The organism is Methylosinus sp. Ce-a6 (assembly GCF_009811655.1).
Taxonomy (GTDB): Bacteria; Pseudomonadota; Alphaproteobacteria; order Rhizobiales; family Beijerinckiaceae; genus Methylosinus.
The window spans coordinates 1-14729 of sequence record NZ_BGJX01000054.1 but is presented as its reverse complement, the minus strand read 5'-3'; the positions used below and the strand labels follow the sequence as shown (position 1 = coordinate 14729).

Annotated in this window: 12 protein-coding genes; 4 read left to right on the top strand and 8 right to left on the bottom strand. The window is 66.3% G+C overall.

The window, feature by feature from the left end:
* Positions 1 to 186: 186 nt before the first annotated feature.
* Positions 187 to 3645 (bottom strand): chromosome segregation protein SMC, encoded by a 3459-nt coding sequence (gene smc / locus Mspo_RS18630; RefSeq protein WP_159732626.1) that lies wholly within the window; start codon positions 3643 to 3645, stop codon positions 187 to 189.
* Between the two features lie 216 nt (positions 3646 to 3861).
* Here smc and Mspo_RS18625 point away from each other — a divergent pair, with 216 nt between their 5' ends.
* Positions 3862 to 4809, top strand: a complete 948-nt coding sequence (locus Mspo_RS18625; protein WP_159732623.1) for a hypothetical protein — start codon at positions 3862 to 3864, stop codon at positions 4807 to 4809.
* 87 nt (positions 4810 to 4896) lie between these two features.
* Here the strand turns inward: Mspo_RS18625 and glnA are convergent, their stop codons facing one another.
* From glnA to sseA, 3 genes are all read right to left on the bottom strand, one after another.
* Entirely contained in the window at positions 4897 to 6306 is a 1410-nt protein-coding gene (glnA, locus tag Mspo_RS18620) for a type I glutamate--ammonia ligase (RefSeq protein ID WP_159732620.1), read from the bottom strand.
* 97 nt (positions 6307 to 6403) lie between these two features.
* The gene (locus tag Mspo_RS18615; protein WP_159732617.1) at positions 6404 to 6742 is read right to left on the bottom strand and encodes a P-II family nitrogen regulator; all 339 of its coding nucleotides are present in this window, start codon (positions 6740 to 6742) and stop codon (positions 6404 to 6406) included.
* Between the two features lie 163 nt (positions 6743 to 6905).
* The gene (sseA, locus tag Mspo_RS18610) at positions 6906 to 7772 is read right to left on the bottom strand and encodes a 3-mercaptopyruvate sulfurtransferase (RefSeq protein WP_159732614.1); all 867 of its coding nucleotides are present in this window, start codon (positions 7770 to 7772) and stop codon (positions 6906 to 6908) included.
* A 119-nt stretch (positions 7773 to 7891) separates the two neighbouring features.
* Here sseA and Mspo_RS18605 point away from each other — a divergent pair, with 119 nt between their 5' ends.
* Both Mspo_RS18605 and Mspo_RS18600 read left to right on the top strand, forming a co-directional pair.
* The gene (locus Mspo_RS18605) at positions 7892 to 8308 is read left to right on the top strand and encodes a hypothetical protein (RefSeq protein ID WP_159732611.1); all 417 of its coding nucleotides are present in this window, start codon (positions 7892 to 7894) and stop codon (positions 8306 to 8308) included.
* Between the two features lie 97 nt (positions 8309 to 8405).
* Entirely contained in the window at positions 8406 to 9248 is an 843-nt protein-coding gene (locus tag Mspo_RS18600; RefSeq protein ID WP_159732608.1) for a DUF3108 domain-containing protein, read from the top strand.
* A 16-nt stretch (positions 9249 to 9264) separates the two neighbouring features.
* Here Mspo_RS18600 and Mspo_RS18595 read toward each other — a convergent pair whose 3' ends face one another.
* On the bottom strand, positions 9265 to 9666 hold the full coding sequence (locus tag Mspo_RS18595) for a DUF1190 domain-containing protein (RefSeq protein WP_159732605.1): 402 nt from the start codon (positions 9664 to 9666) through the stop codon (positions 9265 to 9267).
* Positions 9667 to 10399: 733 nt separating this feature from the next.
* On the opposite strand from Mspo_RS18595, the gene Mspo_RS18590 reads away from it, so the two are divergent.
* Positions 10400 to 11257: a response regulator transcription factor gene (locus tag Mspo_RS18590; protein ID WP_159732602.1), complete on the top strand. Its 858-nt coding sequence runs from the start codon at positions 10400 to 10402 to the stop codon at positions 11255 to 11257.
* Between the two features lie 54 nt (positions 11258 to 11311).
* On the opposite strand, the gene Mspo_RS18585 is transcribed toward Mspo_RS18590, so the two are convergent.
* The 3 genes from Mspo_RS18585 to Mspo_RS19725 form a co-directional block, all read right to left on the bottom strand.
* Positions 11312 to 12145: a YdcF family protein gene (locus Mspo_RS18585; RefSeq protein ID WP_159732599.1), complete on the bottom strand. Its 834-nt coding sequence runs from the start codon at positions 12143 to 12145 to the stop codon at positions 11312 to 11314.
* A 153-nt stretch (positions 12146 to 12298) separates the two neighbouring features.
* On the bottom strand, positions 12299 to 13975 hold the full coding sequence (locus tag Mspo_RS18580) for an electron transfer flavoprotein-ubiquinone oxidoreductase (protein WP_201281756.1): 1677 nt from the start codon (positions 13973 to 13975) through the stop codon (positions 12299 to 12301).
* Between the two features lie 181 nt (positions 13976 to 14156).
* A partial coding sequence (locus Mspo_RS19725; RefSeq protein ID WP_210252817.1) for a hypothetical protein occupies positions 14157 to 14729 on the bottom strand: 573 nt, incomplete at its 5' end.

Below are 14729 nucleotides of genomic sequence, written 5' to 3'. Positions count from 1 at the left end.
CAGAAAGTACCCCGAAACTCTCGGGAAAGCCGGGCATGCGCCCGCGACCTATCGACTCATTCCCCGGACAGCCGTGCGCTAGCGCGGGAGAGGGAAACAGCCGAGGTTTCGCGAACGCTCGATGATGCGCGCAGCCTGCCCCCTCTCCCGCGCAGCGGGGAAGGGCTGGGGAGGGGGCGAGCCCGCTCAGCTCGCCTGCGCGAATCTCTCCGCCTGCTCGAGATCGACGGAGACAAGCTGCGAGATGCCGCGCTCGGCCTGCGTCACGCCGAACAGACGATCCATGCGCGCCATTGTGATCGGATTATGCGTGATGGCGACGAAGCGCGTGTCGGTCTTCTTGCGCATATCGTCCAAGAGATCGCAGAAGCGCTCGACATTGTAATCGTCGAGCGGCGCGTCCACCTCGTCGAGCACGCAGATCGGCGACGGATTGGTGAGGAAGACCGCGAAGATCAGCGACATTGCGGTCAAGGCCTGCTCGCCGCCGGAGAGCAGCGTCATCGTCTGCGGCTTCTTGCCCGGCGGGCGCGCGAGAATGTCGAGGCCGGCCTCCAGCGGATCGTCGCTCTCGATGAGCTGCAATTCCGCCGTGCCGCCGCCGAAGAGCAGGGTGAACAGCTCCTTGAAATGCGTGTTCACCTGCTCGAAGGCGGCGAGCAGGCGCTCGCGGCCCTCCTTGTTGAGGCTCGCAATGGCGCCGCGCAATTTCTTGATCGCCTCGGCGAGGTCGTCGCGCTCGGCCGTCATCTTGTCGCGCTGCGTCTCGATCTCGGCGAGCTCGTCCTCGGCGCGCAGATTGACGGCGCCGAGCCTTTCGCGATCCGCCTTCAGGCCTTCGAGCCTGCGCTCGATCTCGGGGATGGAGGGCAGCTGCGTCTCCTCGCCGGTGACGCCGGCGAGCTCGGCGAGCGAATGCTGCTCGCTCTCCAATTCCATGGCGATGGCGTGCTCGACATCGGCCGCGCGGCGGCGCGCCGCCTCGAGCTGCGCTTCGCTGCGGGCCTTTTCTTCGCGCGCGGCGCTCATCGCGTCGAGCGCCATGCGGGCGGCGCGGTCGGCTTCCGTCTGCGCGGTCTCGCCGGTCGCGCGCCCGTCGGCGGCGGCGCGGCGGGCGGCCTCGGCCTCCTCTATCGCCGAGAGCAGATTGCGGCGCTGAAGCAGGAAGGTCTCGGGCGAGTCGGCGAGGCGCTCCTGCTCCTCGCGCGAATCTTCGAGTCGGCGCTCCAATTCGGCGATGCGGTCCTGCGCGCGGTCGCGCCGCTCCATCCAGGAAGCGTTCTCGCGCTGGATGGCGGATTTGCGCGCGGCGCGCGTCTCGGCCTGATGACGCAGCGCCGTGAGCGCGGCGCGCGCCTCGCTCGCCTGGGCGCGTTCGGCGGCGGCGCGGGCGCGCGCATTCTCCAGAGCGCCGGCGAGCGAGGCCGGCTCGTCCAGCGCGTCTAGCGCCTGAGCGGCGCTCTCGCGCTTCATCGCCGCCTCGTCGCGATTGGCGAGGATCTGCGCCTTGGCCTCCTGCAGCGCGGAGAGACGCTGGGCGATCTGCCCGAGCCGGCGCTCCGCCACGACATGACGCTCGCGCGCTTCCTCGAGAGCGGCGCGGGCGCGGCGCTGCGCCTCTCTCGCGGCGCTCTCCGCCAGCGCGGCGGCGCGGGCCTGCTGCTGGGCGAGCTGCGCCTCCTCGGCGAGCGCGTCGGCGGCGGCTCTGGCGGAGGCGGCCTCGAGGCGGAGATCGGCGAGGCGGTTCTTCTCGGCGAGGCGGCGCGCGGCGGGCGTCGGCGCCTCGGCGGCCTGGGTGAATCCGTCCCAGCGCCAGAGGTCGCCTTCCTTGGAGACGAGCCTTTGGCCGGGCTTCAGCAGCGTGCGCAATGCTGCGCCCTCGCTGCGCAGCACGACGCCGATCTGCGCGAGACGCCGGGCCAGCGCCGGCGGGGCCTGCACGAGCTCGGCGAGCGGCCGCACGCCGGGCGGCAGGGCCGGATCGCCGGCGGCGGAAGTGAGCGCCCAATGGGCAGGCGCGGAGGTCTCGATGGAGGCGTCGAGATCGTCGCCGAGCGCAGAGCCCAGCGCGGTCTCATAGCCCTTCTCGACTGTGACGCTCTCGACGATCGGCGCCCAGAGATCGCCGCCGCCCGACTCCAGCAGCTTTTCCAGCGTGCGCGCCTCGGTCTCGAGGCGGCCGGCGCGCTTCTCGGCTTCGGCCAGCGGCTGGCGCGACTGGCCCTCGGCCTCGCGCGCTTCGATGGCGGCTTCCTCCGCCATCAGCGCGGCCTCGTCGGCCTCGCGCGCGGCGTCGCTCGCCATTTCCAGCGCCTCGGCGAGGCGCTCGACCTCCTCCATCGCGCCGCCCTGGCCGGCGATGAGCGCGAATTCCGTCTCGACGCGGGTGAGCTCGGCCTCGAAACGCGAGACGCGCTGCGTCTCGTCGCGCAGCGCCGCCTCCAGCGCGCCGCGCTTCGCATTGACGCCGGCGAGCGATTGCTGCGCCTCGGAAAGCTCCGTTTCCGTGCGGGCGAGCGTCTCCTCGATTTCCGCGAGACGCTCGCGCGCGGTCTCCTCGCGCTCGGCGCCGATGGCGTCCTGCTCGGCGAGCTCGCCGCGCTCGTCCTCGAGCCTTTGCGTCACTTCCGCGGCGTCGTCGATGAGCGCGCGCTCGCGCTCGACGTCTCTCGAGAACTGCTCGGCGTGGCGGGTGAGCTCGGCGATGCGCTCCTTGGCGCGTTTCTCCTCGCCGTCCAGCGTGTCGCGGGCGACGATGAGCCGATGCAGAGCGGCGCCGGCCTCGGCCTCCCTGTCGCGGAGCTTGGGCAGCTCGAAGGCGGCGATCGCCTGCAGACGCGCGGCCTCCGCCTGTTGCAGCGTGCGCGCCTCGACGAGCTTTGCATCCTCTTCCAGCTTGCGCTCGGCGGCCCGCAATTGCTCGCTCGCCTGGCGATGGGCGATGAAGGCGGCGAGCGCCTCGTTCTTGCGGATCTCCGCCGCGACGGCGCGATAGCGCTGCGCCTGCCGCGCCTGGCGGCGCAGGCTCTCGGTCTGGCCGTCGACCTGTTTCAACACATCCTCGAGGCGGGTGAGATTTTCGGAGGCGGCGGAGAGGCGCAGCTCGGCCTCGTGGCGGCGGGAGTGCAGGCCGGCGACTCCGGCGGCGTCCTCCAATATGCGGCGGCGCGCCTGCGGCTTGGCCGAGATGATCTCGCCGATCTGGCCCTGGCGCACCAGCGCCGGCGAGCGCGCGCCGGTGGCCGCGTCGGCGAACAGCAGCTGCACATCCTTGGCGCGCACCTCGCGGCCGTTGATGCGATAGATGGAGCCGGCCTCGCGCTCGATGCGGCGGGTGACTTCCAGCGTCTCGGAATCGTTGAAGGCGGCGGGGGCGGTGCGGGAGCTATTGTCCAGCACGAGGCCGACCTCGGCGACATTGCGGGCCGGGCGCGAGCCGCCGCCGGAGAAGATGACGTCGTCCATCCCCGAGCCGCGCATGTTCTTATAGGAGTTCTCGCCCATGACCCAGCGCAGGGCCTCGACGAGATTGGACTTGCCGCAGCCATTCGGCCCGACGACGCCGGTCAGGCCCGGCTCGATCAGAAAATCTGTGGCCTCGCAGAAGCTCTTGAAGCCGAGGAGTCGGAGCCGCTGGAATTTCATGCGCGCCAGAGCGCCACAAAATAGCGGGGAAGGCAAGGAGAAGGGACGCGATAGCTTGTGGGTAGGGACATGAGGGGGTGGACGGCTCCACGTCCCGCTCCTAGCTGTGCGACTCGGGTTCGAAAAGCCGACCCATCGCGTTCGCTGCGCAAGAGAGTCGGCTAAAGCGGGAGACGCCCATGATCTGACACACGCAAAGCTAGAGGAGTTCGCGCAATGGATTGTACCGATACGTTCGACAAGGCCAGATCTTCGCTCTCTCTCAAGCTCGCGATACTCGTTTCGATGTTCGAGCCGCGGAGAAAGACGGGACACATCGGCCGAGTGGCGTTCTGGATCACAGCATTGACGGTCGTCGGCCTGACCACCTCGCTGATCGCGGCCACGATCAATCAGACGGGCGTCGACAGCGGCTCGTTCGAGCAGCAATCGATTGCGATGATCAAAGCGCCCGCCGCCTATTTCCTGCTGTTGATCGTCTTGCTCCATATCGCCATCGCGGTCGCGGTCGTCTTCGGCCTCAGAATGGAGAAGCACCATGCGCAGGCGATAGAATATACTTATCTGATCCTCGCTGTCGGCGGGCTGCTCGGAGTTTCGAGCCTCGTATCCGATCTCGCGAAGATAAAGGCGGGAGACGTCGAGAAATCCATCGCGCGCGACCTCGACGCTTTCGAGACTGCAATAGAATCCGGGCTGAGATCATGTGCGAAGCGCGTTCGGACACCGAACAGCGGCGGGGTAACGAAGGATATTTGCGACTGGTTCTCGGAGGCGGACGGCTTCGCGAACGGACAGATTTCTCACCGGCGATGGATGAAGCTCGATGAGAAGAGAAAGAAAATCCTGACGCAGCTCGAAGCTTCGAGCGAATTGGACAGCGGCCGTCGGCCCGATCCTCTGCTCATCCTCACCGGCGAGGGGGCGCTCGACGCCCGCGGCCGCCTGCAGGAGATCGGCAGGCGGATGGACAGTTACTACGAGAAGGTCGCGGAAGAAGGAAAGTTGAAGAAGCCGCAGCTTCCGCAGGGTTTTCTGTTCGTCCGATTTCTGGCGTCCTTCGGCCTCGCCTTCGCTCTCGCCGTGAGGATCACCAAGCTGAGCGCCGAGACGGTCGGCATCGTCTCGCGCCCGCCGGTCGAGGCGGAACGCCGCGCTGCTTGAGCGCGTCGGGACCTCTACTCTCCGGCTCGCAAACAAAAAGGGCGGCCTCTCGGCCGCCCTTCCATTTCTGCAAGATCGCCGAAACGATCAGTAGGAATAATACATGTCGTATTCGACCGGGTGCGGCGCCATCTCGAAGCGATAGACGTCCTGATATTTGAGGTCGATGTAGGAGGCGATGAAGTCCTCGTTGAAGACGCCGCCGGCCGTCAGGAAGGCGTGGTCGGCCTTCAGGCTGTCGAGCGCCTCGCGCAGCGAGCCGCAGACCGTCGGGATCGCCTTCAGCTCCTCCGGCGGCAGGTCGTAGAGGTCCTTGTCCGCCGGCTGGCCCGGATCGATCTTGTTCACAATGCCGTCGAGGCCCGCCATCAGCATGGCCGAGAAGGCGAGATAGGGGTTCGCCGTCGGATCGGGGAAGCGGACCTCGATGCGCTTCGCCTTCGGGCTGGTCGCGAAGGGGATGCGGCAGGAGGCCGAACGGTTGCGCGACGAATAGGCGAGCAGCACGGGAGCCTCGAAGCCCGGAACCAGGCGCTTATAGGAGTTCGTCGACGGGTTGGTGAAGGCGTTCAGCGCCTTGGCGTGCTTGATGATGCCGCCGATATACCACAGGCACTCCTGGGAGAGGCCGGCGTATTTGTCGCCCGCGAAGACCGGCTTGCCTTCCTTCCAGATCGACTGATGGACATGCATTCCCGAGCCATTGTCGCCATAGACGGGCTTGGGCATGAAGGTCGCCGACTTGCCGTAGGAATGCGCGACCTGATGGATGGCGTATTTGTAGATCTGCAGATGGTCGGCGACGGTGACGAGCGTCGCGAATTTCAGACCGAGCTCGTGCTGCGCGGAAGCGACCTCGTGATGGTGCTTCTCGACGGCGACGCCCATGGCCGCCATGGCCGCCAGCATCTCGCCGCGCATGTCCTGCGCCGAGTCGACCGGCGGAACCGGGAAGTAGCCGCCCTTGGTGCGCACGCGATGGCCGAGGTTGCCGCCCTCATAGGCGGTGTCGGAATTGGTCGGCAGCTCGGTCGAATCGACGGTGAAGCCGGTGTTGTAGGGATCGGTCGAGAAGCGCACGTCGTCGAAGACGAAGAATTCGGCTTCCGGACCGAAGAAGGAGGTGTCGCCGATGCCGGTCGACTGCAGATAGGCCTGGGCCTTCTTGGCGATGCCGCGCGGATCGCGGTTGTAGGGCTGGCCGGTCGTGGGCTCGACGACGTCGCAGACGATCGTGATGGTGGAGGCGGCGAAGAAGGGGTCGGTCGCGATCGTCGAGAGGTCGGGCAGCAGAGTCATGTCGGACTCGTTGATCGCCTTCCAGCCGGCGATGGAGGAGCCGTCGAACATGATGCCTTCGTTCAGCGCGTCCTCGTCGATGATCGACACGTCGAAGGTGACGTGCTGCCACTTGCCGCGCGGATCCGTGAAACGGAAATCCACATATTTTATGTCGTTGTCGGCGATCTGCTTGAGAACGTCCTTGGCCGTGGTCATGTCGTGGAGCCTTCAGTTCGATGTGGACGGTCGAGTCCAGTTCTAGGGACGCGAATGTCAGCCGCGGGGCGGCAGGGCAAGCGAATTCGGCGGTGGGTCAGATCGCGTCTGCGCCGGTTTCTCCCGTGCGAATCCGGATCGCGCCTTCGACGTTGGAGACGAAGATTTTCCCGTCGCCGATGCGTCCGGTCTGCGCGGCCTTGCGGATCGCCTCGACCGCGCGGTCGACCGCTTCGTCGGCGAGCACGATCTCGATTTTCACCTTGGGAAGGAAATCGACCACATATTCCGCGCCGCGATAGAGCTCGGTATGCCCTTTTTGGCGACCGAAACCCTTCGCCTCGGTGACAGTAATGCCCTGCAGGCCGGCGCCTTGAAGCGCTTCTTTTACTTCATCGAGCTTGAAAGGTTTGATGATCGCCTCGATTTTCTTCATTCACCTTTCCCCGCATCCCGACTCGGGTTCCCCGGACTCGAACGCACCCGCCTCGTCGAAGAACCGCCGCGCTTCTAGCATTTGTCATAAAAAGGCGCCATGCCGAAAATCAGCGCTTCTGCCTAATAGAAGGGCGTTTACGCCTAGTAGATAATCACTTTGCTCATGGATTGGATATGACGGGCAGATCGGCCCGCGCGCCCCATTCCGACCAGGAGCCGTCATAGACGGCGGCCGGCCGCCGTCCCGAGGCCGCCAGGGCGAGGCTCAGGATCGAGGCGGTGAGGCCGGAGCCGCAACTCGCGATAATCGGGCGCTCGGCGTCGATTTTCGCCTGCGCGAAGGCCTCTTCCAGCGCGGCCGCCTGCTTCATGCGCCCGTCGGCGACGAGCTTGCCGAAGGGCAGGTTGAGCGCGCCGGGCATATGGCCGGAGCGCAGGCCCGGGCGCGGCTCGGGAACGCTTCCCGCGAAACGTTCGGCCGAGCGCATGTCGACGACCTGCGCGGAGCCGTCGGCCAGCGCCCGCATCACATCCGCGGCGTCGGCGACGAGCGCGTGATCCATGCGCGGCGTGAAATGGCGCGGCGGCCGGCGCGCCTCGCCCTGCTCGAGAGCGCGGCCCTCCGCCTTCCAGGCCGGCAGGCCGCCGTCGAGAATGGAGACGTCGGCGACGCCGAAGACGCGCAGCGTCCACCACAAGCGCGGCGCGGAGAAGAGGCCGAGGCTGTCGTAGACGATGACGCGCATGCCGTCTCCGAGGCCGAGCTTGCGGACCGCCGAGGAAAAGGCGACCGGGTCCGGCAGCATATGCGGCAGGTCGGTCGAATGATCGGCGATCGCGTCTATGTCGAAGAAGACGGCGCCTGGAATATGGGCGTCGAGATATTCCGCATGGGCGTCGCGGCCGGCGGCCGGCATGTGCCAGGAGGCGTCGAAGACGACGACGTCCGGCGCATGGAGATGGTCGGCGAGCCATTGTGTCGAGACGAACAATGTCTCGGGATCGATGTTCGGAGCGGCTCTCGTCATCTTCTACACTCTCGTCGATGCGCCGGCGGCGGCGATGGCGCCGGCGTCGCGATCGTTGTAGTCAGTGTAGCAGAATCGATTCGCTCCCAAAATCGCGAAAAAGACGAAAAATCGAGACCATGCTCGACATTCCCGGCAAGGCCTGCGGTCCCTGCGCCTTCTGCTGCAAAGTGCTGGAGATCGAAGAATTCGACAAGAAGGCCGGCGTCTGGTGCGGGCACTGCACGCAGACGAGCGGCTGCGCCGTCTACGCCACGCGCCCGCAGGTGTGCCGCGACTATCACTGCCGCTGGAAGGAGGAGCGCACGCTCGGCGCCCAGCTGCGGCCGGACAAGGTCGGCACGCTGCTCATGGACGATCCCGACAGCGACGAATATCATGCCGTCTGCGATCCCGAGAAGCCGTTTTCCTGGCGCAATTCCCTCGTATTCAAGCATCTCGTGAGCGAGGCGAAGGCCGGACGCATCGTGGTCGCCAAAGCGGGGCTGCGCGCATGGCGCATATTCGCCGACGGCAGCTGGCAGGAATGGGCCTGACAGGGACCCTGCGACCGCGGCGCGATCCGAGCGTCGACAAGCACTTTCGCTTGGCCCATCGTGGCGAGCACTGATTCGATCGATCGCAGGTCTTCGAATGGCGTTTTTCTCATCCGTTCTGGACAGGGCCGGACGCGGCGCGAGGCCGGAGCTCGTCGCGCTCGCCCTGCTCGTCTCGGCCGCGCCCGGCCGAGCGGAGACGCTCAAGGCGCATTTCTCCTTGAGCCTGCTCGGCCTGTCGATCGGCCACGCCTCGGCCGACGGCGTCATCGAAGGCCGCAATTATCGCGTCGACATCTCGATGCGCACCACCGGCCTCGCCTCTCTCGTCAACGACACGCGCGGCGCGGCGACGGCCGCCGGCGCGATCTCGCGCGAGGGGCCCGCGCCCGCGAGCTACGCCAACACCACCTCCAACACCTATGAGACGCGCACGGTCCGCATGGCGCTCGCCGGCAATTCCGTGCGCGCCGTGCATGTCGATCCGACGCCCTGGGACATGCCCATCCGCATTCCGGTGACGGAGGCCAACAAGTCTCACATCATCGATCCGGTGAGCGCGCTGATCATGAGCGTTCCGGCGAGCGAGCCGCTCATCGGGCCTTCGGCCTGCAATCGCACGATCCCCGTCTTCGACGGCGTGACGCGTTTCGACGTCACCCTCTCCTATGTCGAGACGCGCAGCGTCGAGACGCGCGGCTATAGCGGCCCGGTCTCCGTCTGCGCGGCGCGCTATCTTCCGATCTCCGGTCATCGGCCGGACAGCGTCTCCACACGCTTCATGGCCGAGAACAACGACATCACCGTCTGGCTCGCGCCCTTGCCCATGGCCCATGCGGTCGTGCCCTATCGCATGGCGCTGCGCACCACGGTCGGCATGCTGACGGTCGAGCCTGCCGAGTTCCGCCTCGGCGGGCGTCGCCAGGCGGCCGATCAATGAGGGGCGGGCGGGCGCGTCAGTCGATGCGGACTTCGCGCGTCTTCTTGCGGTTCAGCCGGTCGGACTCGTATTCGAGATAGCGCACCTCCTTCGGCTGCGCCGAGCCCGGCGCGAGGCAGAAGGAAGGGGTGGGCGTGAAGCGCCCGTCCGGTCCGGCGAAACATTCCGAGAAGCGCACCTCGCAATCGAAGGACGCGTCCGTCCGCGGCGCGACTTTCACGGCGAGGGCGCGGGCTTGCTCCACCGCGCTTGCGCAGAGGCCGGCGTCGACGCCATAGGCGCGGCACTGCTGGGCCGTCGCCATATAGCGCCCATCGCCCGTACAGGCGGGCGTGCGACGAAAGCCGAGGAACCAGACGGCGCCGGCGAGCGTCGCGACGCCGGCGACCGCGATGAAGGTGAGAGAAGGGCGAGCCATTGGCTGTCGATTTGCTGTTTTCTTCGTCGAGCCGCAGCTCCATTAGCCGCCCCGCGCGCGCCTCCGCAAGCCCGAAACGCATTTTGCGAGGACGACGCCGCATCTTGACGAGCATCAAAGGCTAATATAATTGCCACCGACGTGTCGCGGGCGTGGATCGCGGCTGCGTTCGGCGGTCCGAGCAGGATCGTGCCGAACGCGAGAGACCGTCGGCGCGTCTCGAAGCGCGGTCAGCCCTTCGAGGCGTTCTTTCGAATTCGAGCCGGCGACGATATCCACCACAGCGTATCGCACTTAACAGGCGAGACTTCGCCTGTCTCGGGTGATATCGTGGCGCGGCTGGCAGCCTGAACGAGGGTCGGGCGTTAAAGAGGAGGAAGCGTTATGGGAGCAATTCTCGAGCTGACGAGCTATGCGGCGACTCCGGTCGGCATGATCGCGATCATCGCGATCGGCGCCGCCGCTTATTTCGCCGCCCGTTGGGTTCTGAGCGACTGACGCCGAAGAACCGGTCTACGGATATCCGACGCGGCGTACCGGCTCGGCCGGCGCGCCGCGTTTTTTTATCGTCGCTCGATCGCGGGGAAAGAATCCGCGCTCCGGCGCCGCGAAAAATGCCCCGAGGCTTTCCAATGGAAGCCGCAAGTTATATAGTCTGGCCTACCCACTCGGGGGGCGCCGCCGCCCGACTGCATCCCGGCTGCGTCCGCAGCGTTTTCACTTGGAGTGGTCCATGGCCTCGTCTTCGACGAAGCTCGGAGATGAACGATCGCGAGCCGTCGGACGTCCCGGCTCGATCCGCGCGCCGGAACGCGCCGCGGCGCAGGCGGCGGCCGAGAGCGCGCCGACCCCTCTGCGCCAGAAGGTCGAGCGCTCGGGCGAAGACCGCGGCGAGACGGGCGCGACGTTTCCGATCGACGTCGCCATCGCCGACAAGAGCCCGCTGATCCTCGCCGGGCTCGAGGCGCTGCTCGCCGACGACCGCCGCTTCAACCTGGTGCTCAAGGTCACAGACGGCGAGGAGTTTCTCGACGCCGCCAAGCTGCAGCGCTTCCAGATCGCCATCATCGGCTGGCAATTGCCGACGCTCCATGCGCGCGAGGTGCTGCGCGCGCTCTCGCGCCAGCCGTCGGCGCCCAAGATCGTCGTCTATAGCGGGACCAACGACCCCGCCGCGCCGGCGGAGACGCTGCAATTGGGCGGCGCCGGCTTCGTCAGCAAGCGCGCTCCGCCGGAGCGGCTGCTCGACGTGCTCGCCTCCGTGGCGGCGGGCGACATGGTGTTTCCTTTCGTCGACATCCGCAAGATGCGCGCCGATCCGCTCGAGAATCTGACGCTGCGCGAGCGCAGCCTGCTCTCGGCGCTCGGCTCGGGCCACACCAATAATCAGCTCGCCAAGGATTTCGGCGTCTCGATCAACACGATCAAATTCCATTTGCGCAATTTGTTCGAGAAGCTCGAGGTGCGCAATCGCGCCCAGGCGATCGCGCTGTTCCTGGAGATGAAGCACGGCTCCTGGACCGCGGCGACGCCCGGCGCCCGTCCGGAGGCGTCCGGCGGCGCCCGCTCGAGGAAATCGTCGCGCGACTGAGGCGGAAGGATCGCCGTCATTGCGGGCCGAAGGCGAAGCAACCCAGGGGCCGCCTCACGGCTCTGGACCGCTTCGCTCCGCTCGCAATGACGGTTCCGGCGCCGGAAACAGCGCGTCGGTCTTGCCGGTGAGCCGATAGGCGACGAGGCCGATCCATTCATGCGCCGCGAGATCGACGAGGCGGAGCATGTCCGGCGCGTTCCGGTGAAGCGTGAGCTTCGACCAGGAGCCGCCGGTCCGATAGTTCACGGGATAGGGAATCGCCGGAAAGCCGACGCGTCGAAAAATGCCGACCGAGCGCGGCATATGCATGGCCGATGTGACCAGCAGCCAGCGCTCTCCCGGCTTCGGCGCCGCCATCTCGCGCGCGAACACCGCATTCTCGAAAGTGTTCCGCGATTTGTCCTCGAGAATGAGCCGCGCCGGATCGACGCCCATCCGCTCGAAGAAACGTCCCGCGACCAGGGCTTCGGAATAGGGCGAGTCGCGCAGCGCGGCCGAGCCTCCGGAGAACAAGAGCCGCGCCTGCGGATAGCGGCGCGACAATTCGACGGCGGCGGTCAACCGCTCCGCCGCATCGTTGAAGGCGACGCCTCCGCGCGCCATGCTGATGTTCTCGTCGAAGGCGCCGCCGAGCACGACGATTCCATCGGGCGCCGGCATATCGGCATCCGGACGCGCGAAGCGATTTTCCAACGGCAGCGCCAGATAGATGGCGAGAGGCGAAAAGGACATTGCGAAAAGCGCGAGCGTCCCGGCCGCCGCCAGCGCGCGACCCGTCTTCGCGAAGCGCGTGAACAGCAATGCGACGCCGATCGCGATGAGAAACAAAGCGAGATGCGCCGGAGTGACGAAGAATTCGCCGATTTTTGAAACGAGAAAAAACATTGTCGCTCGAAAGGTCTCGGAGAGGCGGTCGGCGACGGACGGCGCGCTGCGGCTTCTGGATTGCCTCGCTTCGCTCGCAATGACGGGCGTCATTGCGAGAAGCGGAGCGACGAAGCAATCCAGTCGCTCGCGTAACGCCTGCCGGCCACCCACTCACATATTGGGATAATTCGGGCCGCCGCCGCCCTCCGGCGGAACCCAATCGATGTTCTGCGCGGGGTCCTTGATATCGCAGGTCTTGCAGTGCACGCAATTCTGCGCGTTGATGACGAAGCGCGGATCGCTCTTCGTCGCCTCCTCCGCATAGACGACCTCATAGACGCCCGCCGGACAATAGAGCCGCGCCGGCTCGCCATAGAGCGGCAGATTCTTCTCGATCGGGATCGAGGGATCGGCGAGCTTCAGATGGACCGGCTGGTCCTCCTCGTGATTGGTGTTGGAGACGAACACGGAGGAGAGCTTGTCGAAGACCACCTTGCTCGAGAGCTTCGGATAGGAGATGGGCGTCACCTGCGAGAGCGGCTTCAGGCAGGCGTGATCCGGCTTGCCATGCTTCAGCGTGCCGAAGAAGGAGAAGCCGAACAGCTCGTTCGTCCACATGTCGAAGCCGCCGAGCGCGACGCCGAGCTTCGTCCCGAATTTCGAGAGCAGCGGCTTGACGTTGCGGACCGGCTTCAAATCCTTGCCGATGTCGCTCGTCCGCCAAGCGGCTTCATAAGCGGCGATCTCGTCGTGGGCGCGGCCCTCGGCGAGCGCCACCGCGACATGATCGGCGGCGAGAATGCCGGACAGCACGGCGTTGTGCGAGCCCTTTATGCGCGGGACATTCATGAAGCCGGCCGAGCAGCCGATGAGCGCGCCGCCGGGGAAGGTCAGCTTGGGCACGCTCTGCCAGCCGCCCGAGGTCAGCGCGCGCGCGCCATAGGCGAGACGCTGGCCGCCTTCGAGAACCGGCGCAATGGCCGGATGGGCCTTGAAGCGCTGGAACTCGTCGAAGGGCGAGAGCGTCGGATTGGAATAGTTGAGATAGACGACGAAGCCGACCGAAACGAGGTCCTCGTCGAAATGATAGAGGAAGGAGCCGCCGCCGGTGTCGTCGGAGAGCGGCCAGCCGAGCGAATGCTCCACATGGCCGGGGCGGTGCTTCTCCTTGGGGATGCGCCACAGCTCCTTGAGGCCGATGCTGAATTTCTGCGGCTCGCTGGCCGCGTCGAGCGAGAATTTCTTGAAGAGCTCCTTGGCGAGCGAGCCGCGCGCGCCTTCCGCGATCAGCGTATATTTGCCGCGCAGCTCCATGCCGCGGGTGAAGCCGTCCTTGGGCTTTCCGTCGCGGCCTATGCCCATGTCGCCCGTGGCGACGCCGAGCACCTCGCCCGTCTCGCCATAGAGCAGCTCGGTTCCGGCGAAGCCGGGATAGATTTCGACGCCCAGCCCCTCCGCCTCCTGCGCCAGCCAGCGCACGACATTGGCGAGCGAGCCGATGAACTTGCCTTCATTGCTCATCAGCTTCGGATTGACGAAATGCGGCACGCGGATCGCGCTCGTTTGCGTCAGCCAGAGCATATCGTCGCTGGTGACCTGCGTCTTCAGCGGGCGATCGTCGCGGCCGCGCCAGTCGGGCAGCAGGCGGTCGAGGCCGATCGGATCGATGACCGCGCCGGAGAGAATATGCGCGCCGGGCTCCGAGCCCTTCTCGATGACGACGACCGAGAGGTCGGGGGAAATCTGCTTCAGGCGGATCGCCGCGGAAAGGCCGGCCGGGCCGGCTCCGACGATCACGACGTCGTAATCCATAGCTTCGCGCGGGGGCAGTTCTTCTGTCTCAGCCATCGTCTTTCCCATCGACCAACGATTCCGAACGCCGCATTTCCCTCTGTCCCCGCTCGCGGGGTGAGGGGCTCGGGCGCTCACGAAAACGCCCCAGGCCCCTCATCCTCGCCTTCTCCCCGCGAGCGGGGAGCAGGGGCGGCCGGCGCCCGAAACACGGCCCTTCTCTGTCGTCAGAGCGATTTCACGTTTTCTCGAAAGAGGAAACCCCCCGGGGCATGGATTTGACGCAAGTTTTTCGCCCCGCGCCCGGCGGCGGCCATCGAATGCGCACATCCTCCTCGCCCCGCGACGTCATGGCCGGGCTTGTCCCGGCCATCCACGCCGGCGCGCCGAGACGTCTCGGAAGTTTGGCGTGACCGCCAAGCTCCGGCGGCGGCCGACGATGAACCCGTCGATGGTGGAGGCTTTCCTCCTGTTTCTCAGCTGCTTGGCGTGGATGGCCGGGACAAGCCCGGCCACGACGGCGGCAGGGTCTCGCTATGTGTGAATCCGATGGCGAGTAGCGCGTCGGCTCGAATTTCGCCGATGCGCCGGAAGCCGACGTTCGCGAGAAGAGCTCGACCGCGAATTCGACAACCGCAGAAGCCTCAGCTTTTTCTATGCGAAAATGACGTGCGGAATGGCGGTCGAAAGCGCCCGAGAACCAGCTTGCAAAGCGTACTGTTTGACCGTACACTTTTTCTTGGATGAACATTCGAACCATCAAACATCGAGGCTTGAAGCGCTTCGTCGAGAACGACGACCCGAGGGAATT

Coding starts and splice junctions, on each gene's coding strand:
- smc (WP_159732626.1), bottom strand. CDS start 3,645: ATGAAATTCCAGCGGCTCCGACTCCTCGGCTTCAAGAGCTTCTGCGAG.
- Mspo_RS18625 (WP_159732623.1), top strand. CDS start 3,862: ATGGATTGTACCGATACGTTCGACAAGGCCAGATCTTCGCTCTCTCTC.
- glnA (WP_159732620.1), bottom strand. CDS start 6,306: ATGACCACGGCCAAGGACGTTCTCAAGCAGATCGCCGACAACGACATA.
- Mspo_RS18615 (WP_159732617.1), bottom strand. CDS start 6,742: ATGAAGAAAATCGAGGCGATCATCAAACCTTTCAAGCTCGATGAAGTA.
- sseA (WP_159732614.1), bottom strand. CDS start 7,772: ATGACGAGAGCCGCTCCGAACATCGATCCCGAGACATTGTTCGTCTCG.
- Mspo_RS18605 (WP_159732611.1), top strand. CDS start 7,892: ATGCTCGACATTCCCGGCAAGGCCTGCGGTCCCTGCGCCTTCTGCTGC.
- Mspo_RS18600 (WP_159732608.1), top strand. CDS start 8,406: ATGGCGTTTTTCTCATCCGTTCTGGACAGGGCCGGACGCGGCGCGAGG.
- Mspo_RS18595 (WP_159732605.1), bottom strand. CDS start 9,666: ATGGCTCGCCCTTCTCTCACCTTCATCGCGGTCGCCGGCGTCGCGACG.
- Mspo_RS18590 (WP_159732602.1), top strand. CDS start 10,400: ATGGCCTCGTCTTCGACGAAGCTCGGAGATGAACGATCGCGAGCCGTC.
- Mspo_RS18585 (WP_159732599.1), bottom strand. CDS start 12,145: ATGTTTTTTCTCGTTTCAAAAATCGGCGAATTCTTCGTCACTCCGGCG.
- Mspo_RS18580 (WP_201281756.1), bottom strand. CDS start 13,975: ATGGCTGAGACAGAAGAACTGCCCCCGCGCGAAGCTATGGATTACGAC.